We start from the raw sequence: 20,484 nt of genomic DNA on the forward strand, positions 1-20,484 counted from the left end.
TGCCTCAGGCCAGATGACGCGTATGGTCGACCTGCTCCCTGGGCAGATCCAGCGAGATATGCCCGGTGCGCGGATTGACCGTGACGGCGGGCTTCTCGGGCAGGAAATCAATGGCGGTGTTGAGGTCGCCCAGCAATCGTTCGATCGCCTCGCGGCGGGTTTCGATCCGGGGGGCTTCGGTGCTGCGGGGGCCGAAAATGGTGCTGAACATCTGGTAGCTCTCTCTCGGGTCTGTCGGGGTCTCGCCGATCTGGCGTGTCATGAGAAGAACCGCGCCGCCCTTCGGTCGGTTCCCTTGATTTCTTCTGGAAGCCCGGACAGGCGTTGTGCGCCCCGGCCCCTTGGGGCAGAAAGGCCGCGAGGATCCGGAGGGCCGAATGAAGATCGCCACGTTCAACATCAACGGAGTGAAGGCCCGTCTGGAAGCCGTCACCACATGGCTGCAACAAAGCGCCCCCGACGTGGCCCTGCTGCAGGAGATCAAGTCGGTCGACGAGGCCTTCCCGCGCGAGATGTTCGAGGATCTGGGCTACCAGGTCGAGACCCACGGCCAGAAAGGCTTCAACGGCGTGGCGATCCTGTCGAAGCTGCCGCTCGAAGATGTCACCCGCGGCCTGCCCGGCGACGAGGCCGACGAACAGGCCCGCTGGATCGAGGCCACCGTGATGGGCGAGCGCACCGCGCTTCGCCTCTGCGGCCTCTACCTGCCCAACGGCAACCCGGTCGACAGCGATAAATTTCCCTACAAGCTGGGCTGGATGGACCGGCTGATCGAGCGCGGCAAGGCTCTTCTGGCCGATGAGCAGCCCGCCTTGATGGCCGGCGACTACAACATCATCCCCGCCGCCATTGACGCGGCCCGCCCCGAGGCCTGGGTCGGCGACGCGCTCTTCCACCCCGAGAGCCTCGCCCGTTGGCGCGCTCTGAACAACCTCGGCTTCACCGAGGCCTTCCGCGCCCGCACCGGTGCCCCCGGCCACTATTCCTTCTGGGATTACCAGCGCGGCGCCTGGGACCGGAATGACGGCATCCGCATCGACCATGTCCTGCTCGCACCGCAGGCCGCCGACTGCCTCGTGGATTGCTGGATCGAAAAAGACCTGCGCGGCCGCGACAAGCCCTCCGACCATGTGCCGGTCTGGGTGGAGCTGGATGTCTGACGTCACCCCGGGCGAGGCCGCTCGCGCCGCCCTCGTGGCGCTCACACTCGGCGTTCTCCCCCTGCTGCCCCTGGCGGGCTACGCCTGGGCGCAGGGCGTGTTCGACCCGCCCCGCATCAAGCTCACCCGCCTCGTCACCGGCAATGACAGCACGGCCCTGCGCGTCGCCCGTGCCATCGAAACCGGCGATACCCCCGGCGTCATCGAGGCTCAAACCGGCGTCGCGATTGAAGACGGCGGCTCCCGCTCCGGTACCCTCGCCTGGTATCTCGTCGACGCCTTCAGCCAGGACAGCCCCCGCGCCGCCTATTTCGACTGGAAGGACGGCTGCGAGCAGGCTTGCCCGCAGCTCGACGCCATGCTGCAACACCACGGCATCGCCGAGCGCCCCGACCCGGCCCGGATCATCGCCGACGAGGCCATCCACGCGCAGAACCGGGGCGCGATGCCCGTCGTCTGGGCCCATTACGCCCCGATCTTCGACGCCCACGGGCTGCACCTTCTCACCCTCGATCCGCAGCCGGGATGGGATGCCTACTACCTCTTCGTCGCCCCCCGCCGCACCGCCCGCAAGTGGTCCGGCACCGTGATCGAAGAGCCCGGAAACGGCGGGCTCGAAATCCATGCCATCCCTGCCCCCACCAGCGACATCTCCACAGCCGAAGGCCTCGCCGCCGCGCTCTCCGAGGTCACCGCCGGTGCCGACGCGGCGCACCCCGCCCCGCTGCTTGCAGGCCTGCCCCTCTCCGATCTCTTCTGAGCTGCAACGGGACGGCGGGTGGGGTGTCGTCGCGGCACGCGACGCAGGTCACACCGCCGTCACATCCTCGCCCCAGAGCCAGTCGAACCGCCCCGGCAACATCCCCGGCGCAAAACGGCTCGCCGCCCCCAGCGCCCGATGCGCCAGCCAACGCTTCGGCCCCCGGCCCATGTGATAGTTGCGCGCGTTTGCCGTCGCCGCCGCCACGATCCTGCGGCACCGCTCCGCGCGCGCCGCCTGAAAGGCCGCCAGCCCGGCCTCCATCCCATCGGCGCGGTCCAGTTCAGCCGCCAGAACCCAGGCATCCTCCAGCCCCATCGCCGCGCCCTGCGCGAGGTAGGGCAAGGTCGGATGCGCGGCGTCGCCCAGGATCACCAGCCGCTCCCGCTGCCAGCGCGTCGCCACGCCGTGACGAAAGAGCCCCCAGCGTCGCACCCTCTCGACCCGTTCCAGCCAGCCCGGCACCGGCCCGCCGAAGCCGCCGAACGCCGGCCGGAACGCGCCCGGCTCGCCCGGCACCTGCCAGCCCTCCTCGGCCCAATCCGCCGCCTCCTCGCAGGCCACGATGTTCACCAGCCGGCCGCCCCGCAGAGGGTAAGCCACCAGGTGCCGCCCCGGCGCCAGGAAAAGCTGCGCCTCGGGCGGCAGCGGCCCTTCTGCCTCCACCAGCGCCCGCCACGCGACCTGATGGGTGAAGACCGGCTCCTCCGGCCCCATCAGCGCCGCCCGCGCGACAGAGTGCAGCCCGTCCGCCCCCACCACCAACCCGGCCTCAAGCCCCTCGCCCGTCGCTGTCACCACCGCGCCCTCCGGCCGCACCTCCGCCACCCGGCAGCCCAGCACGATCTCCACGCCCGCCTCCCGGGCGCCGCGCTCCAGAACCTCGATGATGTCGGCCCGGTGCACGTTGGCAAACCGCCCTCGGCCCGCGTAGGGCACGAAAGCCACCTCCCGGCCCGAGGCCGCCTCGCGCATCCGCACGCCGCGGCTCTCGTCGCTGACCTCGGCAAAGGCCTCCCCGAGGCCCAGCGCCCCCAGCACCCGCCCGGCGTTCGGACTCACCTGGATCCCCGCGCCCACCTCGCCGATCTCGCCGGCCTGCTCCACGAGGCGCACCCGCGCCCCGCGCAACGCCAGCGCCCGCGCCGTGGCCAGCCCGGCGATCCCGCCGCCCAGCACCAGCACGTCCAATCCGATCAGGGCCATGAAACCACAACGCCCGGCCAGCCTCTCGGCCTCCGGGCGCTCCTTGCCGCATCCGTCACCGGATCAGTCGTCCCGATGCACCTTCTCGCGGCGCTCGTGGCGCTCCTGCGCCTCCAGGCTCAGCGTGGCGATCGGGCGCGCATCCAGCCGCTTGAGAGAGATCGGCTCGCCGGTCTCCTCGCAATAGCCGTATTCGCCATTGTCGATCCGGCGCAGCGCGCTGTCGATCTTGGCCACCAGCTTGCGCTGCCGGTCACGGGTGCGCAGCTCCAGCGCCCGGTCGGTCTCCTCGCTGGCACGGTCGGCGATATCGGGGATGTTGCGGGTCGAGTGCTGCAGGCCCTCGATCGTGTCACGGCTGTCGCTGAGCAGGTCGTTCTTCCACTGGATGAGCTTGCGGCGGAAGTATTCCGTCTGGCGGTCATTCATGAAGGGTTCGTCTTCGGCCGGGCGATAATCGTCGTCCAGAAAAAGTTCCTGCTTCATCCGTGCTCCCTCGGGCTGTGCTTGTTTCTCACTCTTACGAGTCGTCTGCATCACGCGCTCCATTGGGGCTCATCTACACGGGCAAGCCCCCCTTGTCACTGTCTTTTAATGCCGTCAGTGTGGAATTGACCACGCCGTGATCACAATAATCCGCCCACGGGGAAGATTGAGGAAATTCATGAAATTCGAAGGCACGGAAAGCTATGTCGCCACCGAGGACCTGACTGTCTCGGTCAATGCCGCGGTGGCCCTCGAACGGCCGCTCCTGGTGAAAGGAGAGCCCGGCACTGGCAAGACAGAGCTGGCCCGCCAGGTCTCGGCTGCACTGGGTCTTCCGATGATCGAATGGCACATCAAGTCCACCACCCGCGCCCAGCAGGGGCTCTACGAGTACGACGCCGTCAGCCGGTTGCGCGACAGCCAGCTGGGCGACGAACGCGTCCACGACGTGGCCAATTACATCAAACCCGGCAAGCTCTGGGAGGCCTTCTCGGCAGAGCGCCGCGTGGTGCTGCTGATCGACGAGATCGACAAGGCCGACATCGAGTTTCCCAACGACCTGCTGCAGGAGCTCGACCGGATGGAGTTTCACGTCTACGAAACCGGTGAGACGGTGCGCGCCATCCACCGCCCCATCGTCATCATCACCTCCAACAACGAAAAGGAGCTGCCCGACGCCTTCCTGCGCCGCTGCTTCTTCCATTTCATCCGCTTCCCCGACCTGGAGACGCTCAAGCAGATCGTCGAGGTCCACCACCCCGGCATCAAGCCCGAGCTGCTGACCACCGCGCTCACCCAGTTCTACGAAATCCGCGACCAGCCCGGCCTGAAGAAGAAGCCGTCAACAAGCGAAGTCCTAGACTGGCTCAAACTCCTCCTCGCAGAAGACCTCTCCCCCGAGGACCTCAAACGCGACGGCGCCAACGCCCTGCCCAAGCTCCACGGTGCCCTGCTGAAGAACGAACAGGACGTGCACCTGTTTGAACGCCTGGCGTTCATGGCGCGGCGGGAGAGGTGAAACTCAGCTCTCTACTCTGCCGGAATTCGCCAGAGAGATTGAAGTTTGCTGGTGCTTGATGCTGCCAAAGCGTTCGGCGTCACAGAGACAATTCTTAGCCAAGCACTGTAGTCCGATGATTTAGCGACAATCGCTGAATGCGTCGCCGTTTTTCGAAGGTGGACGCTGGGATTCAAAGGCATGTACCCAGACGCTAGGACCACCGCCCGCACTTCATTTACAGCGGCCAGCGCCTTCCCTTCTTCTTCCAGTGCCTGATACTCTTCGTAGGTCATCGGTTCATCCTCACCGGGTCACAGCCCGGTTGCTCCCCTGAATATAGCAGCCCTTCCCAGTTTTTCCAAAATCCGTTCTGTAGGATTGTCCGGGTCGGGCACTCTGAGCTGTGCAATTGTCACCACGATGCGGTCACCATCCCGCCCAACGAAGTGAACCACGTCATAGCCCTCCAATTCCCTAATCCTGAGGTCGCCCACAACCCGGTCGTCCGGGGAGAACAGAGCTTCTTTCAGCCGCGCTGCGATCCGGTCCATTGCGGCGTCTGTAATATGGTAGCAGCGAATGTCGAACTCGGCCTTCTCCGTGGTCTCTGCAACCACCTTGACGCCGCGCCGAGTAAACTCGCTCACATTCTCACCGCTTGCCATGCCCGCGTCTGACCCTAAGCTCGGCATGAACGATCAGGCAAGGCCCATGACCCCCTACCTCACCCTCGACGTCTTCACCGACACCCCCTTCACCGGCAACCCCCTCGCCGTCATCCCCGACGCGCGCGCCCTCCCCGAAGACGCCCTCCAGAAGATCGCCGCCGAGTTCAACTACTCCGAAACCACCTTCATCTTCCCGCCCGAAGACCCCGCCCACACGGCCCGCGTCCGCATCTTCACCCCTACCATGGAGATCCCCTTCGCCGGCCACCCGCTGATCGGCACCGCCGTGGCGCTGGGCCGTGCGGGCCATGGGCCTGACCTCATCCTCGAAACCGGCGTCGGCCCGATCCGCGCCCATGCCACCCCCACCGAAGCCCGCTTCACCACTGAGGTCTCGCTCCAGGTCCTCGCTCACCCAGATCCATCCCTCACCGCCCGTGCCCTCGGCCTGCCTCAAACCGCGCTGGCCGCCCCACCGGTCATGGCCTCCGTCGGCCTGCCCTTCACCCTCACCGAGTTGACCAGCCGCGAGGCGCTGGCCGCCTGCACCCCCGACACCGCCGCCTTCAAGCAAGGCGCCGCGGCCCACCCCGGCTCGCTCGACTTCGCCCAGTTCGCCTGGGTGCGCGACGGCGCCACGATCCACGCCCGCATGTTCGCACCCCTCGACATGATCCCCGAAGACCCGGCCACCGGCTCCGCCTGCGCCGCCCTCGGCGCCTGGCTTACCGCGCAGCACGGGCCCCAGACCCTGACGATCCGCCAGGGCGACGACATGGGCCGACCCTCCCGCATCGGTGTGACCACTACCGCGAACGCCGTCACGATCTCGGGCGCTGCCGTGCCTGTCATGCAGGGCACCCTGGCGTTCTGACGGCCCGCAACTGCTGGAAATCCTCGGCGACCACGGCTAAACCCATGCCGAGAGCCGGAGAAGCCCATGACCACCCCCACCCTCATCGAGCGTTCTGCCGCCAAGGGCCTGCGCATCACCGGCCAGCGCAAGGTGATCGCCGAGGTGCTCGACGCCGCATCCGACCATCCCGATGTGGAAGAGCTCTACAGCCGCGCCTCCGCCGTCGATCCGAAGATCTCGCTCGCCACGGTCTATCGCACGGTCAAGCTCTTCGAGGAATCCGGTCTGCTGGAAAAGCTCGAGTTCGGCGATGGCCGTGCCCGCTATGAAGATGCCGAACGCGACCACCACGACCACCTGATCGACATGAAAACCGGCGAGGTCATCGAGTTCGTCGATCCCGAGATCGAGGCGCTCCAGGAAAAGATCGCCGCCCGCCTCGGCTACGAGTTGAAAGGCCACCGGCTCGAACTCTACGGCGTCCGCAAGAAACGCTCCTGACCGCGTGCGGCCCCGGCCGCCCTCGCCTTTTGCGGCGCATGGCTGTAGCCCTGCGCGGGCAACAACCGGAGCGGCTCGAATGACCGACAATTTCAGGGGCATCGCGCTGATGGTGCTTGCCATGTTCGGGCTTGCCTGTACCGATACCGTGGTCAAGCTGATGTCGGCCTACCTCCCCGCGCCACAGGTGATCCTGATCCTCGGCGGCGGCACCGCCCTGATCTTCGCAGCTGCCGCCCTGCTGCGCGGGGAGCCCGTATTTTCGCGGGCGTTCTTTCATCCGGCCGTCGTGGGGCGCAGCATCGCCGAAGCGGTTGCGTCGCTGACCATCACGCTCGCCATTGCCCTCGCCCCGCTGACCACCGTCTCAGCGCTGATGCAGATGAACCCCATTCTGGTCACGATGGGCGCGGCCCTGTTCTTCGGCGAGCGCGTCGGATGGCGGCGCTGGTCGGCCGTGGTGGCCGGGATGGCCGGCATGCTGATGATCGTTCGCCCGGGCCTCGAAGGGTTCGATCCCTCCTCGCTCGTCGCCGTCGCCGCGGCCATTGCGCTCTCGGCCCGCGATCTCACGACCCGTGCGGCGCCCCGGTCCATCCCCTCGCTGACCTTGGCGGCCTGGGGCTTCTCGCTGGTGCCTTTCGCCGCCGTCGCGGCGCTCCTCGTCGGGCCGGGCTTTGCGCCGCTCACAGGGACGTCCCTCGCCTGGGCCCCTCTCGGCATCGTCTTCACGCTCGTGGGCTATCTCGCGCTGACCTCGGCGGTGCGGGTCGGTGAACTCGCCACCATTGCGCCTTTCCGCTATTCCCGCCTCCTCTTCGCTACGATCATCGGCGTGACCTTCTTTGCCGAGCGCCCGGATGGATGGACCATCGCCGGCTCGCTCCTCATCATCGCCGCCGGGCTCTACGCGTTCTTCAGGGAGCGCCAGCGCACAGCGGCGCCGGCGGGGCACCGCTAGATCTGCGGGGCCGCCTGCCCTCGCAACAGCGCCCGCTGTGCCTCTGTCAGCGCCGCAGCCTCCACAACCGTCGTATGGATCGAGAAGAGCGTGGCCCGGCTCTCCGGCATCCGCAGCAATGCCTGCCGCTCACTCCGGAAGTACCTCGCGTCAGCCTCCCAGCGCTTCTCCGCGACCTCGGACCTGGGATGAAACAGACGCGGGTCCGAATGAAAATGGCCGTTCGCCCGCCACAGGCCGGAACCGGGGCGCAGCGCCCCCATCATGCGCTCCACGCGGGTGTTGAGGTCTTCGCCATAGCCCGGGACCGGCGCGTGGATTCGCAGCATCGCCCGACCCATCTTTTCGGCGAGCACCCAGCGCGACGGAAAGCACAGCACGGCGCCCACCAGCACCTGCGCCCCCTCACGGGCTTCCAGCAGGCAGATGTCTTCCGCGATGATCCGTCCCAGGCTGCCCAGCGGATCGGTGGCATCCACATCCACGCACCGCCCATCCGGGCGGCGCACCGTGCGGCCGGTGAGCTGCCACTCGGGCCGCGCGGCGATATGCGTCAGCACCATCTCCAGGGCCTCGGCGGCGACCGCTTCGCAGCCCGACTCCAGCGCCACCACCTCGCTGCGCCGCTCCGCAAGCAGACGTTCCCGCTCGGCCATCTGCGCCCCGTAGGCATCGTCCACCGTCAGCCAGCCGGCCATGTCCAGAGGCCCGGTGCCCGGCAATCGTCCGAACCCGGGCGGCAAGGCACCCAGCGCTTTTTGAAGAATCGCATCCATCCCGACAGCGTGGGTAAATCCTGCGATCTCCGCAACTCTGCAAACACGACATGCACGGTCGCATTCGGCTCAGACTCGCGGCTTCCGACACCGGCACCCTCGCCCCATGGACACGTCCTACGCCGCAACCCGCAAGATCGACCCGACCAGGGGCGCCCGCTTGCCCGATGGCACGCCCAACGATGCCAACCGCGTCGAGATCGGCCCCACACCGCTCGCCCTGCGAGAATGGGACGCTGCCGGCCTTGCCGCGCCAAACCTCTCCGCCATCCGCAAGTATCGCCTCTCCCGGCTCACCGATGCCATCCAGGCACGTGATCATGCCGGGCTGCTGATGTTCGACCCGCTCAACATCCGCTACGCCACCGACAGCACCAACATGCAGCTCTGGAACGCGCACAACCCGTTCCGCGCCTGTCTTGTCTGCCCCGACGGCCACATGGTGCTGTGGGACTACGACCGCTCGCCGTTTCTCTCCGAGTTCAACCCGCTGGTCGCCGAGCGGCGCGGCGGAGCCTCGATGTTCTATTTCTCCACCGGCGACAGCACCGCCGACGCCGCGCGCCGTTTTGCCGCCGAGGTGGCCGAGATCCTCAAGGCCCACAGCCCCGGCAACCGCCGCCTCGCCGTCGACAAGCCGATGCTGCACGGGGTCGACGCGCTCCGCCAGCAGGGCTTCGAGCTGATGCAGGGCGAGGAGGTCACCGAACACGCCCGCTCGGTGAAATGCCCCGACGAGATCAAGGCCATGCGATGCGCCATCCACGCCTGCGAGGTCTCCATGCAGGCGATGGAGGACTACGCGCGCCGCGAGGTTCCCAAGGGCGGCGTCACCGAAAACGACATCTGGGCCCTGCTCCATGCCGAGAACATCCGCCGTGGCGGCGAATGGATCGAGACCCGCCTGCTCTCCTCCGGCCCCCGCACCAACCCCTGGTTCCAGGAATGCGGCCCCCGCGAGGTCGGCGAGAACGAGATCCTCGCCTTCGATACAGACCTGATCGGCCCCTACGGCATCTGCACCGACATCTCGCGCACCTGGTGGCTGGGCGACAGCCCCGCCCCCGCGCCGATGCGCACCGCCATGGCCCACGCCGTCGAGCATATCGAAGCCAACATGGCCCTGATCCGCCCCGGCCTCACCATCCCCGAATGGTCCGCCGCCTCCCACCGCCTCGCGCCGATCTACACGGCCGGCCGTTACTCCTGCCTCGCCCACGGCGTCGGGCTTTGCGACGAGTGGCCCCACGTCGCCTACCCCGAGGACGACCACGGCGGCTTCGATTACCCCCTGCTCCCCGGCATGACCCTCTGCGTCGAGGCGCTGGTCGGCGAGACACCGGGTGAGTTCTGCATCAAGCTCGAAGAGCAGGTGCTGGTCACCGAGACCGGCTGCGAAAAGCTCTCGAGCTACCCCTACGACCCGCGCCTGATCTGACCCCTCGCACCGCCCTCACCACCCCGTCATCCTCGAGCCGTCATCCCCGAGCCCGCCCGCCACACCGGCAACAATCCGCCATGCCCTGTTTGTGACTTGGCCATTCCCCGCCGCCTCGGTAACCTGCCGAAAAGTTCATTTTTCCGAGGCATTGACCCATGTTCAAACCCCTTCTCACCGCCATCCTGCTCTCCCTCGCCCCGGCCTCCGCAATGGCCATCGGCTGCGGCAACAACGCCTCCGGCTTCGAGGCCTGGAAGGCCGATTTTGCAAAGGTCGCCCAGCAGAACGGCGTCGGCCAGCGCGGGCTTCAGGCGCTCGCCGGTGCGCAATACGCCTCGCGCACAATCGCCGCAGACCGCAATCAGAAGAGCTTCAAGTATTCGCTCGAGAAGTTCATGCAGGTGCGCGGGGCGAACACGATCATCAGCCAGGGCAAAAAACGCAAGGCTCGCAACGCAAACTACTACAACGCCCTCGAAGCCCGCTACGGCGTACCTGCAGGCGTCATCATCGCCATTCACGGAATGGAAACTGCCTTCGGTAATTTTATGGGCGACTCCAATGTCCTTAATGCGATAACGACATTGGCCTACGACTGTCGAAGACCGGAGCTCTTCACGCCGCATGCCATCGCCGCACTGAAGATGGTTGATCGAGGGATCATGTCCCCTAACGCAATCGGCGCTAAGCACGGCGAGCTTGGGCACACTCAGTTCTTACCTGGGAGCGCCCTCAATTACGGTGTCGATGGCAATGGTGACGGGCGCCTGGATCTCAACAACCAGTCTGACGCTCTGGCTTCCACCGCCAACTACCTACGTGCCAAGGGCTGGAAACCAGGCCAGCCCTACGGCGAAGGCACCCACAACTTCCGTGTGCTGAACGAGTGGAACAAGGCCACCGTTTATCAACAAGCGCTGTCCATTATGGGCAAGGCAATCGACGGATAGCATAGGGTTGAAGATCTGCCCAACAGGGCGCCACCAGCTGCGCCACCACCCCGAAGTGATCCGACCCGAGCTGCGGCCGGATCACGCTTCGCCCCTGCCATCCCTGGGGCGCGAGGACATGGTCGATCGGCAGCCACAACCTGCCGCCGAACTGCTCTATGGACAGCCGCGCCCGCCCCACGCGCGCCGCGCCGAGGGCCTCGCCCAAGCGCACCATCGCTCCCGACCAGGGCACCATGTTGAAGTCGCCGCCCACGAACACCGGCCCTTCCAGCGCCGCCAGCTCCGGCAGCGCCCGCGCGAGATGGGCCCGCTGCGCGTAGGGTGCCGGCCAGTGCAGATGCACCGAAACCAGCCAGAACGCGCCGTCCGGGTGATCCACCTTCATCCCGGCCCAGCCGTAGCCGCAAACCGTCTCCAGCGCCGCCCAGCGTGACAACACAGCCTGCCCCCCCACGGCCGAGAACTCGCAGTAGTGCTGGCCCGGCCACCGCCCGGCCATCGCAGCCATCACCGCCCGGTTCTCGGCGTCCACTTCCTGCAGCGTCACCAGGTCGGGCGCGACCGCCTCGATGTCTGCGAGCAGGGGCGCCACCGTGGGCATCCGGTAGTTCATGTTCTTCTGATAAAGCATCAAGGCCGCCGGGTCCTGCGGCTGCGGCCTCCACTTGGCCCAGCCGACCGGCGCAAGGCAGCCAAGCACGACGAGCGACAGGGCAGCGACCCAGCGCCAGCCCAGCGCCCCCGTCACCCCGCAGAGCAACAGCCACGCAAGCCCCGCAAGCCCGATGAAGCTGCGCGCCACCGCAAGGCTGTCACCCCAGGCCCACCAGCGACCCCAAAAGCTGGCGGCCAGCGCGGCAAACCCCAGGGCCGCCACCAGCGCCATCACACCCCGGATCATTTCCATCCCGCGTCGAATCCCTTCACAACGGGTCAACCCTTACCGCGAGGAGCCTGCCGTGCCCATCGAACGTATCACCTTCCCCTCCGGCTCCGGCCACCAGCTCGCCGCCCGCCTCGACCGGCCCGAGGGCGCGCACCTCGCCACCGCGCTCTTCGCCCATTGCTTCACCTGCTCCAAGGACATTCCCGCCGCCCGCCGCATTGCCGCAAGGCTCACCGCCGAAGGCTTTGCCGTGCTGCGGTTCGACTTTACCGGGCTGGGCCATTCCGAGGGCGAGTTCGCCAATACCGACTTCACCTCCAACGTGGCCGACCTCGAGGCCGCGGCCCGCTGGCTGACCGAGCAGGGCATGCCGCCCTCCCTGCTCATCGGCCATTCACTGGGCGGTGCCGCCATGCTCAAGGCGGCTCGCCGGATCGAAAGCGCCCGCGCCGTGGCCACCATCGGCGCGCCATTCGACCCCGCCCACGTGACCCGCAATTTCGGCCGCGTGCTGGACACCATCGAAGCCGAGGGGGCCGCCGAGGTCGATCTCGGGGGCCGCCCCTTCACCATCCGCCGCGCGTTTCTCGACGACGTCCGCGCAGAAAACCTCGCGCCCGACATCGCGAAGCTCCACCGCGCCCTGCTCATCCTCCACGCCCCGCGCGACAGTATCGTGGGCATCGAGAACGCAACCCAGATCTTTACCGCCGCCAAGCACCCCAAGAGCTTCGTCACCCTCGACGAGGCCGACCACCTCATCTCGTCGCCCGACGACGCCGAATATGCCGCAGAGATCATCGCCACCTGGGCCGACCGCTACCTCGGCCTGCCCGAGCCCCCCGCCCCCGAAGGCGCGCCGGAGGGCGTTACCCGCGTCTCCGAGGCGGATCCGCAAGGGTTCATGCAAGATGTGCAATCCGGCCCCCATCACCACACGCTGGCCGACGAGCCACTCAGCTTCGGCGGCACCAACCGCGGGATGACCCCCTATGGTTTTCTCGCCGCCGGTCTTGGCGCCTGCACCTCCATGACCATCCGCATGTATGCCCGGCGCAAGGGCTGGCCCCTCACCCATGTCAGCGTCGATGTCACCCATGACAAACAGCATGCCACAGATGCCGAAACGGACAGTGCGGCCAAGGTCGACCATTTCCACCGCGTCATCCACCTGGAGGGAGATCTCACCCCCGACCAGCGCCAGCGCCTCCTCGACGTGGCCGACAAATGCCCCGTCCACCGCACGCTAGAACAAAGCTCCGAGATTGCCACCACCCTCGCTGACTGACTCGCTCCGGTTCCATGCTTCAGATGTCTCCGGGGGACGCCATCGGGTCGAGCCCGGTGGCCACGGGTCAGCGCGCCCCGCTGTCACGCTGCCGTCTTTACCGCCACTGGACATCGGCCGCCCCTCATCCCACTCTCCGCGCCAAAGGAGCTCCCATGTCCCCCCGCAAGATCATAATCGACACCGACCCCGGCCAGGATGACGCGGTGGCGATTCTGCTCGCCCTCGCCTCGCCCGAGCTCGAGGTGCTGGGCATCACCGCCGTCGCAGGCAACATCCCGCTGACGCTCACCTCGCTCAATGCCCGCAAGGTCGTCGAGGTGGCGGGCCGCACCGATGTCCCCATCTTCGCCGGTTGTGAAAAGCCCCTCGCGCATACGCTCGTCACTGCCGAGCACGTTCACGGCCAGACCGGGCTGGACGGCTACGACCTGCCCGACCCCACGCTCCCGCTCCAGCCGCAGCACGCGGTCGATTTCATCATCGAAACGCTTCGCGCCGAGCCCCCCGGCACCGTCACGCTCTGCCCGCTGGCCCCGCTCACCAACATCGCCACCGCCCTGCAAAAGGCACCCGACATCGCCCCGAAAATTGCCGAGATCGTGCTGATGGGCGGGGCCTACTTCGAGGTCGGAAATTACACGCCCGCAGCCGAGTTCAACATCTACGTCGACCCGGAAGCCGCCGAGATCGTGTTCAAATCCGGGGTTCCGCTGACAGTCATGCCGCTCGACGTGACCCACAGGCTCCTCGTCACCGCCCCCCGCGTCGAGGCCCTCCGGGCCCTGGGCAACCGGACCGGGGAGGTGGTGGCAGGCTGGATCGGCTTCTTCGAGCGGTTCGACACCGCCAAATACGGCTCCGAGGGCGCCCCGCTGCACGACCCCTCCACCATCGCCTACCTGCTCGATCCGACCCTGTTCACAGGCCGCCATATCAACGTCGAGATCGAAACCACCTCCCCCCTGACCCGCGGCATGACCGTGGCCGACTGGTGGGGCGTCACCGACCGCGCGCCGAACGCCACCTTCATGGGCACCGTCGACGCCCCCGGTTTCTTCTCCATGCTCACCCAACGCCTGGCCAGCCTGCCATGAGCGCTCAGATCCATCTCGCTACCCCCGATGACGCCGAACGCGTGCTCTCCATGGTCGCGCGGTTCCACGAGGAGTTCGCGCTCGACCTCTCCGACGAGCACCGTGCCCGCGCCGTACTGCCCCTGCTCGAGGGCCACCCCCTGGGCGCGATCTACCTCATCGGTCCCAGGCGCGCCCCGGTGGGCTACATCTGCGTCTGCTTCGGCTGGGCCATAGAGATGGGCGGGATCGACGGTTTCATCGACGAGTTCTGGGTGCGACCCTCCGTCCGTGGCCGCGGCATCGGCATGGAGGCCCTGCACAAGGTGATGACCGCCCTCGGCGAGGCGGGCGTCTTCTTCATGCACCTCGAGGTCGACCGCGAGGACGACAGGGCCCAGCGCCTCTACCGCCGCTATGGCTTCGAGGCGCGCGAGCGCTATTTCCTCATGTCGATGGACCTCAGCAAACTCCCCAAGGCATGACCCTGCACCTGCCCCTCACCCAAAGCTACGCCACCCTCGGCCCGCGCTTCTATCACGCCCAGCAGGCGCAGCCGGTAAAGGCGCCCGAGCTGCTTCTGCTGAACGAAGGCCTCGCCCGTGACCTCGGGCTCGACCCCGAAGGGCTGAAGTCTGCCGATGGCGTGGCGCTGCTCTCGGGCAACGCTCCCCCGCCGCAGCACAGCCCCATCGCGCAGGTCTACGCCGGACACCAGTTCGGGGGCTGGTCCCCGCAACTGGGCGACGGTCGCGCCCTGCTGTTGGGCGAGATCGAAACACCCCGCGGCACATTCGACGTGCAGCTCAAGGGCTCGGGCCGCACCCCCTACTCCCGCAACGGGGATGGCCGCGCCTGGCTCGGGCCGGTGCTGCGCGAGTTCATCGTGTCCGAAGCGATGCACGCCCTGGGCGTGCCCACCACCCGGGCGCTGGCCGCCGTGGCAACCGGCGAGATGGTTCAGCGCGAACGCGCCTACCCCGGCGCCATCCTCACCCGCGTCGCCGCCTCCCACATCCGCGTCGGCACCTTTCAGTACTTCGCCGCCCGCGGCGACACCGAGGCCCTCGAGGCGCTCACGGCCTATGCCATTCGCCGCCACTACCCGGAGGCGGGCGGGCCGATGGAATTTCTCTCCGCGGTGGTCGAAGCGCAGGCGCGCCTCATCGCCCAATGGATGTCGCTCGGTTTCATCCACGGGGTGATGAACACCGACAACATGGCCATCTCCGGCCAGACCATCGACTACGGCCCCTGCGCCTTCATCGACACCTATCACCCGCAAACCGTCTATTCCTCGATCGACAGGATGGGCCGCTACGCCTACGACCGGCAGGCGCAGATCGGGGGCTGGAACCTCGCCCAGCTGGCCTCGGCCCTCTTGCCCATCATGGGGGGCGAAGAGGCGATCCCCGAGGCCACGGAGCGCGTCAACGTCTTCCGCGACAGCTATCAGCAGGCCTATCTCGCCCGGTTCGGCGCCAAGCTCGGCCTTGCCGATCCAACGGCGGATGACCTGCCGCTCATCACCGAGCTGCTCGAGATCATGACCGCCGAAGCGGCCGATTTCACCAACAGCTTCCGTGCCCTGACCGAGGGCTACAATCCCCTGCCCGACAGCCTCGCCTTTGCCGCCTGGCATGGCAAATGGCAGGCCCGAGCGCCCGCCCGCGAGATCATGGCCACAGCCAACCCCGCCATCATCCCCCGTAACCATCGCATCGAAGAGGCGATCCAGGCCGCCGTCGCGGGCTCTCTCGCGCCAGCCACGCGGCTGATCGAGGCCTTGGCGCATCCTCATGATCCGCCCGAAGGCACCGAAGACCTGCGCCTGCCGCCGGAGCCTCACGAGGTGGTCGCGGCCACTTTCTGCGGCACCTGACGCCAGGCCCGCCGCTCAGTCGCCGCGCAGCCCTGCACGCAAACGCGCGAGATGCAGCAACGAGATCACCGTGGTCCCGACATTCACCTCGCCGCTCGCCAGCAGGTCCATCGCCTCGTCAAACCCCAGCAGATGCGCGCGAATGTCCTCTCCCTCGCCCGCCATGCCGCCGATCCCCGCCGCCCCATCCGGAAGGTCGACGAGCCCGATGAAGCCATGCAGATACTCGCTCTTCGCCCCCGGGCTCGGGTAGTAACCGCCGATCGGCACCAGCCGCTCCATGTGAAGCCCCGCCTCCTCCATCGCCTCGCGGCGCGCGCAGTCCTCGGGGCTTTCGCCAGGGTCCACCCGACCTGCCACCGGCTCCAGCACCCAAGGCTCGGCATCGCCGCGTGCCAGCGGCCCGACTCGGAGCTGCTCGACCAGCATGACCCGGTCACGAACCGGATCGTAGGGCAAGACCGTCGCGGCATCCGCCGAGACAAAGGCCGCCCGTTCGATCTGCTGCCATCCGCCGTCGAAACGGCAGTGATCGAGAGTGTACTCCTCCACCGCAAAGAACCTGGCGTAGGGGCGCCGCATCTCGGCCACCTGCAGGTCTTCCGCCCCGGCCTGCCGCCGCACCTGCGTGGGCGCCGTCGCCCGCGCATTCAGGCGCGCCTGCGCCCGCGTGCAGATCACCCCGTAACGACGGCCAACCTCGGCAGTCGAGGCACGGCCCATCCACCACATGACCTCTTCGGCCGCCAACGTGCTCATCTCGCCCCATCGTGCGGCCCAGGCGTCCAGGCTCCAGGGCCCGCCCTCGGCGCCGTCATCGCCGACAGGCACATAGACCGTGGCCTGCGCCGGGCCGCCCTCGGTCAGTACGTCCACCGGCTTCCTGAGGTAGCCGTAGTTGTCGAGACCTTCGTAGAAATCCGCGCGCGCCAGCGCCTCGTCGGAAAGCCCGCGCAAGAGCAGCCCCTGGGCCATGCCATCGGGCGCGGCGCGCACCCGGGGATAGATCTCGCCCGGCACCGCCTCGACACGCCAGCCCGGCAGCCGCGCGTCAACAAGCTCTACGGCCTCGAAGCCGCAACCCAGCACGACGCGCAGCAGCGGCACGTGCATCAAAGTTCCGTAAATGAACAGATCGGCCATACGCCCCTTTCGCATGGGCGCCGGCCACGATCAGGCGATCTTGCCTGCGTCCTGCGAGCGCTCCTCGGTCCACTCCGCGAACCAGCCGCAGAGCATGCCGCCCACGATCAGAACGAGCGGCACCTGGGGCAGAAAATAGGTTCCCTCGCCGAGGGTAAAGCCGATTCTCGGGTCGGTGAGGATCAGGATGAGGTTGTCGAACATCAGGCCGAATGAGCCGTTCACCGCCTCCACCGGCCCTGCGTAGGTGCCAGGCCGGGTGGAGAGCCGGAGCATCTCCCAGATCGACCAGAAGACAAGGCACCAGAAGGTCGTCGCCAGCGCCGTTCGCACGCCGGCACCGCCAGCGGCAAACTTCCCGCGGCCTGCAAGGCGCCCCATGATCAGCCAGCCGCAGACAAGCCCGATCCCGGCGTTCACGAAGGAGAGCATCCCCGACTTGGTTCCTTCCGGCAGCAGCGGCTTGAACACTTCGGAGGCAAAGAAGGCCAGCACGGCGAAGGCCAGGGCAGACATGAGCTTGGTGGCGGTAGGCATGGGCGTTCCATCACATGAAAGGAGCGCGGACTCGCCCCTCGATTGCGGCAAGCACACCATGTGAAACCGGCGGAAATAAGGCAGAACCGCGAGAAAGCGGCGACACTGGCAGCCCTCGGGCGCCACTGTCGCCGCCTCAGAAATCGCGGGCCGCGTAGGCGTCCAACGCAGCCTTGCGCCCCTCCTCCAGCCCGACCACTGGTTTGGCCGGGCGATCCCTGCCCTGTTCCATCCGCCAGCTCACGGGCACCGCGTCATAAAAGCGCGACGCGTCTTCCCCGCTGCCGAGCCACCGCTCCCGGTAGCCGCCCTTCGCATCGAACTTCTCCGCCTGGCTGGCCGGGTTGAAGACCCTGAAGTAGGGCGCCGCATCCGGCCCGCAGCCCGCCGTCCATTGCCACCCGAGCGCATTGGAGGCCTCGTCCCAGTCGATCAGCGTGTCGGCGAACCAGTCACGCCCCACGCGCCAGTCGGTCATCATGTGCTTGGTCAGGTAGCTCGCCACGATCATCCGGGCGCGGTTGTGCATGGTGCCGGTGACGTAGAGCTCGCGCATCGCCGCATCCACCACGTCGACGCCCGTGCGCCCCTGTTTCCAGGCCTTCACCTCCGCTTTCCGCTCGTCATCCTTCCAGGGGAAGCGGCTCCATTCCTCGCGCCACTCCCGCTCGAACATATGCGGAAAGTGATAGCCCAGTTGCCAGCCGAACTCGCGCCAGGCCAGCTCCTTGCGGAACGTCTCGCTGCCGTCGCCCTCCGCCGCGTTCCAGCACTGGCGCGGGGAGATCTCGCCATAGGTGAGGTTCTCGCTCAGGCCGGAGGTCCAGCGCTCGGCGAGGAGGTCACGCCCCTTGGGGTAGTTGTGCATCCGCCCGGCGACGAAATCCCGAAGGCGCTCTTGCGCCGCCGTCTCGCCCACCACCGCATACCGCGCCAGCACCTCGCCGCCGCGCCGCATGGCGGCACCGAGTGTCCAGTCTCCGAGACTTTCGCTCTCGGGCCAATCCGCCGGCCCGGCCAGCTCGCGCGGGCGCGGACACTCCGTGCCGGGGGCCTCGCCCTTCATGGTCTTCCACATCGGCGAGAACACCTTGTAGGGCCCGCCCTGCCCGGTCTTCACCTCCCAGGGCTCCCAGAGCAGCTTGCCCGGAAAGCTCCTGGCCTCCACGCCCGCCTCCCGCAGCGCGGCCTTCACCTCGCTGTCGCGCTCGATGCTCACCGGATCGTACTCGCGCGACCAATAGACCGCCTCCGCCCCGGTCTCGGCCACCAGTGTTCGCAGCACCTCCAGCGCATCGCCCGAGCGCAGGACCAGCCGCGAGCCCACCGCCTCCAGCTCCGCCCCATGCGCCTCCAGAGACCACCCCAGCCGCCAGGCCGGTGCGGCGCCCAGCGCATCCACCTTCCGCTCGCGGATGAACACGGGAATCACCGCCCCCTGCTCCCGCGCCGCCGTCAGCGCAGGCAGGTCCGAAAGCCGCAGGTCGCGGCGGTGCCAGAGGATCGTGGTGCGGGTCATGTGGCCTCCGTGGTTCTGCCCATCTCGGAAGACAACGCAGGCCGGGCCGGTTCGGGTCAATCTTTCTGACGCCGACACGGGCTGCCCGCCCGCAACAAGCCCCACCCGACGCAGGCCGGACAGAGCGGGCAACGGCATTTCAAGGATTGCAAACTGTCGCGCCCCGGCGATCAGGCCAACGCGATTACCACCCGCTCAATGTCATCAGAAAATTTGTAGATATCTTCCGGCCCGTCGACTCTGTGTTTCGTCTCCACCTTTGCATTATCGAAGATGCCAATGTACTTAGTAGTCGGCGAGTTGAAGTATAGTCTGCAAATTGGTTTGCGATTATTGTCATCCATCAGTATCGCACAGTAACTCTTGGCGTCACGTATCGCGACCCTGCTCACCGGAACACGCTTCGCCGCAATGGCTCGTACGATCAAATGGCCTGACAGCTCTTCATCGGTAGTATTGATATCACGATCAGAACCAGCACTATCGGAAGGTTCTTGCGGCACGATTTCGCTTGCAACCTTTTTCTCGTCTCTGAACGTGATGCTGAGTCGATCCTGAATTCTTTCTCGAATGACCTCATCCAGTGCGGACTGGATCGCGGGTTTTATCTGCTCCAGCACTCCCTTGGTTATCGAGCCTTCGTGAATATTGCGACCGACAACACGAACAAATTCGTCCTCGGGATTCTCGAGTTGCGCCCTCAAGTAGTTGGCTGCCGCCCTTACATACTTGAGATTTGATGCGGCCTCAATGATCTCGTCAATTGCGAAGTTGGGTTTCTGGAACCTCGCCAGCTCTTCAATCTGCCCCTCATCGTGGCTCTGAAAGTCGAACTTGAAGAACGGCTTCTTGTCCATCTTGTTGGGTTCGTCGGTGTCGGAAAAGAACCAGGCCTCACGTCCATTGGTCAAGATGGCCAAACGGCTTTCTGTAACGGCGAAATATCGAAATAGCTGCGAGTATTGAGCATCTCCCAACTTGCAGCTTATGGGTTTCACCTCGACCAGCATCGAAATCTTGCCGTCAATCTTTACGGCGAAGTCGACCTTCTCGCCTTTCTTGGTGCCGACATCTGCTATGAACTCTGGGACCACTTCGTCCAGATTAAACACGTCAAACCCGAGGATCTGGATGAAAGGTAAGATAACCGACGTCTTGGTTGCCTCTTCGGTCAATGCTTGGCGTTCCGCCACCTTTGATCGGTTCGCAATCTGGGAAACTTGATCGGAGAAACTGCTCATCCTGGTTCCTGAGGTATAATGCATCGCTATTAAGCGATCTTGTCCCCAGAGGCGTCACTCAGTCAACTGGGTAGGTGCAGCAAATATACTTGCAGAAAGCGAGGCCACGAAAAGGAAAGCCCCGCCCGGCGCAGGCCGGACGAG

23 protein-coding genes are annotated in these 20,484 nt (G+C 66.6%); 12 read left to right on the forward strand and 11 right to left on the reverse strand.

The window, feature by feature from the left end; all coding sequences use genetic code 11:
* Positions 1–4 precede the first annotated feature (4 nt).
* A complete protein-coding gene (locus BUR94_RS08970) occupies positions 5–262 on the reverse strand; it encodes a hypothetical protein (protein ID WP_074255918.1) in 258 nt (85 codons plus the stop codon).
* Between the two features lie 115 nt (positions 263–377).
* On the opposite strand from BUR94_RS08970, the gene xth reads away from it, so the two are divergent.
* On the forward strand, positions 378–1,160 hold the full coding sequence (xth, locus tag BUR94_RS08975; protein ID WP_074255919.1) for an exodeoxyribonuclease III: 783 nt from the start codon (positions 378–380) through the stop codon (positions 1,158–1,160).
* A complete protein-coding gene (locus BUR94_RS08980) occupies positions 1,153–1,920 on the forward strand; it encodes a DUF6630 family protein (RefSeq protein ID WP_074255920.1) in 768 nt (255 codons plus the stop codon). Before xth ends, BUR94_RS08980 begins: the two co-directional genes overlap by 8 nt.
* Before the next feature lie 48 nt (positions 1,921–1,968).
* Here BUR94_RS08980 and BUR94_RS08985 read toward each other — a convergent pair whose 3' ends face one another.
* Both BUR94_RS08985 and dksA read right to left on the reverse strand, forming a co-directional pair.
* On the reverse strand, positions 1,969–3,126 hold the full coding sequence (locus BUR94_RS08985; protein ID WP_074255921.1) for an FAD-dependent oxidoreductase: 1,158 nt from the start codon (positions 3,124–3,126) through the stop codon (positions 1,969–1,971).
* 63 nt (positions 3,127–3,189) lie between these two features.
* Complete coding sequence (gene dksA, locus BUR94_RS08990) at positions 3,190–3,612, reverse strand: RNA polymerase-binding protein DksA (RefSeq protein WP_074255922.1); 423 nt, start codon at positions 3,610–3,612, stop codon at positions 3,190–3,192.
* Between the two features lie 178 nt (positions 3,613–3,790).
* Between dksA and BUR94_RS08995 the strand changes: the two genes are divergently transcribed.
* A complete protein-coding gene (locus tag BUR94_RS08995; RefSeq protein ID WP_074255923.1) occupies positions 3,791–4,630 on the forward strand; it encodes an AAA family ATPase in 840 nt (279 codons plus the stop codon).
* A gap of 11 nt (positions 4,631–4,641) precedes the next feature.
* On the opposite strand, the gene BUR94_RS20455 is transcribed toward BUR94_RS08995, so the two are convergent.
* Positions 4,642–4,905 (reverse strand): hypothetical protein, encoded by a 264-nt coding sequence (locus BUR94_RS20455; RefSeq protein ID WP_139301249.1) that lies wholly within the window; start codon positions 4,903–4,905, stop codon positions 4,642–4,644.
* A gap of 18 nt (positions 4,906–4,923) precedes the next feature.
* Positions 4,924–5,277 carry a hypothetical protein gene (locus BUR94_RS09000; RefSeq protein WP_139301250.1) on the reverse strand — a complete coding sequence of 118 codons (354 nt, stop codon included), beginning with the start codon at positions 5,275–5,277 and terminating at the stop codon, positions 4,924–4,926.
* 25 nt (positions 5,278–5,302) lie between these two features.
* Between BUR94_RS09000 and BUR94_RS09005 the strand changes: the two genes are divergently transcribed.
* The 3 genes from BUR94_RS09005 (at position 5,303) to BUR94_RS09015 (ending at position 7,598) form a co-directional block, all read left to right on the forward strand.
* Positions 5,303–6,154, forward strand: a complete 852-nt coding sequence (locus BUR94_RS09005) for a PhzF family phenazine biosynthesis protein (protein ID WP_074255925.1) — start codon at positions 5,303–5,305, stop codon at positions 6,152–6,154.
* Positions 6,155–6,220: 66 nt separating this feature from the next.
* Positions 6,221–6,637: a Fur family transcriptional regulator gene (locus BUR94_RS09010; protein WP_074255926.1), complete on the forward strand. Its 417-nt coding sequence runs from the start codon at positions 6,221–6,223 to the stop codon at positions 6,635–6,637.
* Positions 6,638–6,716: 79 nt separating this feature from the next.
* The gene (locus BUR94_RS09015; RefSeq protein ID WP_074255927.1) at positions 6,717–7,598 is read left to right on the forward strand and encodes a DMT family transporter; all 882 of its coding nucleotides are present in this window, start codon (positions 6,717–6,719) and stop codon (positions 7,596–7,598) included.
* Here BUR94_RS09015 and BUR94_RS09020 read toward each other — a convergent pair.
* On the reverse strand, positions 7,595–8,296 hold the full coding sequence (locus tag BUR94_RS09020) for a heme-dependent oxidative N-demethylase family protein (RefSeq protein ID WP_245794409.1): 702 nt from the start codon (positions 8,294–8,296) through the stop codon (positions 7,595–7,597). The genes BUR94_RS09015 and BUR94_RS09020 overlap by 4 nt on opposite strands.
* 184 nt (positions 8,297–8,480) lie before the next feature.
* Between BUR94_RS09020 and dddP the strand changes: the two genes are divergently transcribed.
* Both dddP and BUR94_RS09030 read left to right on the forward strand, forming a co-directional pair.
* On the forward strand, positions 8,481–9,812 hold the full coding sequence (gene dddP / locus BUR94_RS09025; protein WP_074255929.1) for a dimethylsulfonioproprionate lyase DddP: 1,332 nt from the start codon (positions 8,481–8,483) through the stop codon (positions 9,810–9,812).
* 158 nt (positions 9,813–9,970) lie between these two features.
* Positions 9,971–10,765, forward strand: coding sequence for a lytic murein transglycosylase (locus BUR94_RS09030; RefSeq protein WP_074255930.1), 795 nt, complete (start codon positions 9,971–9,973; stop codon positions 10,763–10,765).
* Here BUR94_RS09030 and BUR94_RS09035 read toward each other — a convergent pair.
* On the reverse strand, positions 10,740–11,669 hold the full coding sequence (locus tag BUR94_RS09035) for an endonuclease/exonuclease/phosphatase family protein (protein ID WP_175570444.1): 930 nt from the start codon (positions 11,667–11,669) through the stop codon (positions 10,740–10,742). The two genes, BUR94_RS09030 and BUR94_RS09035, sit on opposite strands and share 26 nt — an antisense overlap.
* Positions 11,670–11,727: 58 nt before the next feature.
* Between BUR94_RS09035 and BUR94_RS09040 the strand changes: the two genes are divergently transcribed.
* The 4 genes from BUR94_RS09040 to BUR94_RS09055 all read left to right on the forward strand — a co-directional run bounded on the left by BUR94_RS09040 (position 11,728) and on the right by BUR94_RS09055 (position 15,900).
* The gene (locus BUR94_RS09040; protein ID WP_074255932.1) at positions 11,728–12,942 is read left to right on the forward strand and encodes a bifunctional alpha/beta hydrolase/OsmC family protein; all 1,215 of its coding nucleotides are present in this window, start codon (positions 11,728–11,730) and stop codon (positions 12,940–12,942) included.
* Between the two features lie 155 nt (positions 12,943–13,097).
* On the forward strand, positions 13,098–14,039 hold the full coding sequence (locus tag BUR94_RS09045) for a nucleoside hydrolase (protein WP_074255933.1): 942 nt from the start codon (positions 13,098–13,100) through the stop codon (positions 14,037–14,039).
* Positions 14,036–14,503 (forward strand): GNAT family N-acetyltransferase, encoded by a 468-nt coding sequence (locus BUR94_RS09050; protein WP_074255934.1) that lies wholly within the window; start codon positions 14,036–14,038, stop codon positions 14,501–14,503. Before BUR94_RS09045 ends, BUR94_RS09050 begins: the two co-directional genes overlap by 4 nt.
* Entirely contained in the window at positions 14,500–15,900 is a 1,401-nt protein-coding gene (locus BUR94_RS09055; protein WP_074255935.1) for a protein adenylyltransferase SelO, read from the forward strand. The genes BUR94_RS09050 and BUR94_RS09055 overlap by 4 nt, the downstream gene beginning before the upstream one ends.
* Before the next feature lie 15 nt (positions 15,901–15,915).
* Here the strand turns inward: BUR94_RS09055 and BUR94_RS09060 are convergent, their stop codons facing one another.
* The 4 genes from BUR94_RS09060 to BUR94_RS09075 all read right to left on the reverse strand — a co-directional run bounded on the left by BUR94_RS09060 (position 15,916) and on the right by BUR94_RS09075 (position 20,340).
* Positions 15,916–17,043, reverse strand: a complete 1,128-nt coding sequence (locus BUR94_RS09060; RefSeq protein WP_074255936.1) for an NUDIX domain-containing protein — start codon at positions 17,041–17,043, stop codon at positions 15,916–15,918.
* Positions 17,044–17,073: 30 nt separating this feature from the next.
* Positions 17,074–17,580: a TrgA family protein gene (locus tag BUR94_RS09065; protein ID WP_074255937.1), complete on the reverse strand. Its 507-nt coding sequence runs from the start codon at positions 17,578–17,580 to the stop codon at positions 17,074–17,076.
* A 136-nt stretch (positions 17,581–17,716) separates the two neighbouring features.
* Positions 17,717–19,099, reverse strand: a complete 1,383-nt coding sequence (locus BUR94_RS09070) for a cryptochrome/photolyase family protein (protein ID WP_074255938.1) — start codon at positions 19,097–19,099, stop codon at positions 17,717–17,719.
* Positions 19,100–19,269: 170 nt separating this feature from the next.
* Complete coding sequence (locus BUR94_RS09075) at positions 19,270–20,340, reverse strand: type I restriction endonuclease (RefSeq protein ID WP_074255939.1); 1,071 nt, start codon at positions 20,338–20,340, stop codon at positions 19,270–19,272.
* Between the last annotated feature and the right edge of the window lie 144 nt (positions 20,341–20,484).

It is taken from the genome of Vannielia litorea, assembly GCF_900142295.1.
Classification (GTDB): Bacteria; Pseudomonadota; Alphaproteobacteria; order Rhodobacterales; family Rhodobacteraceae; genus Vannielia; species Vannielia litorea.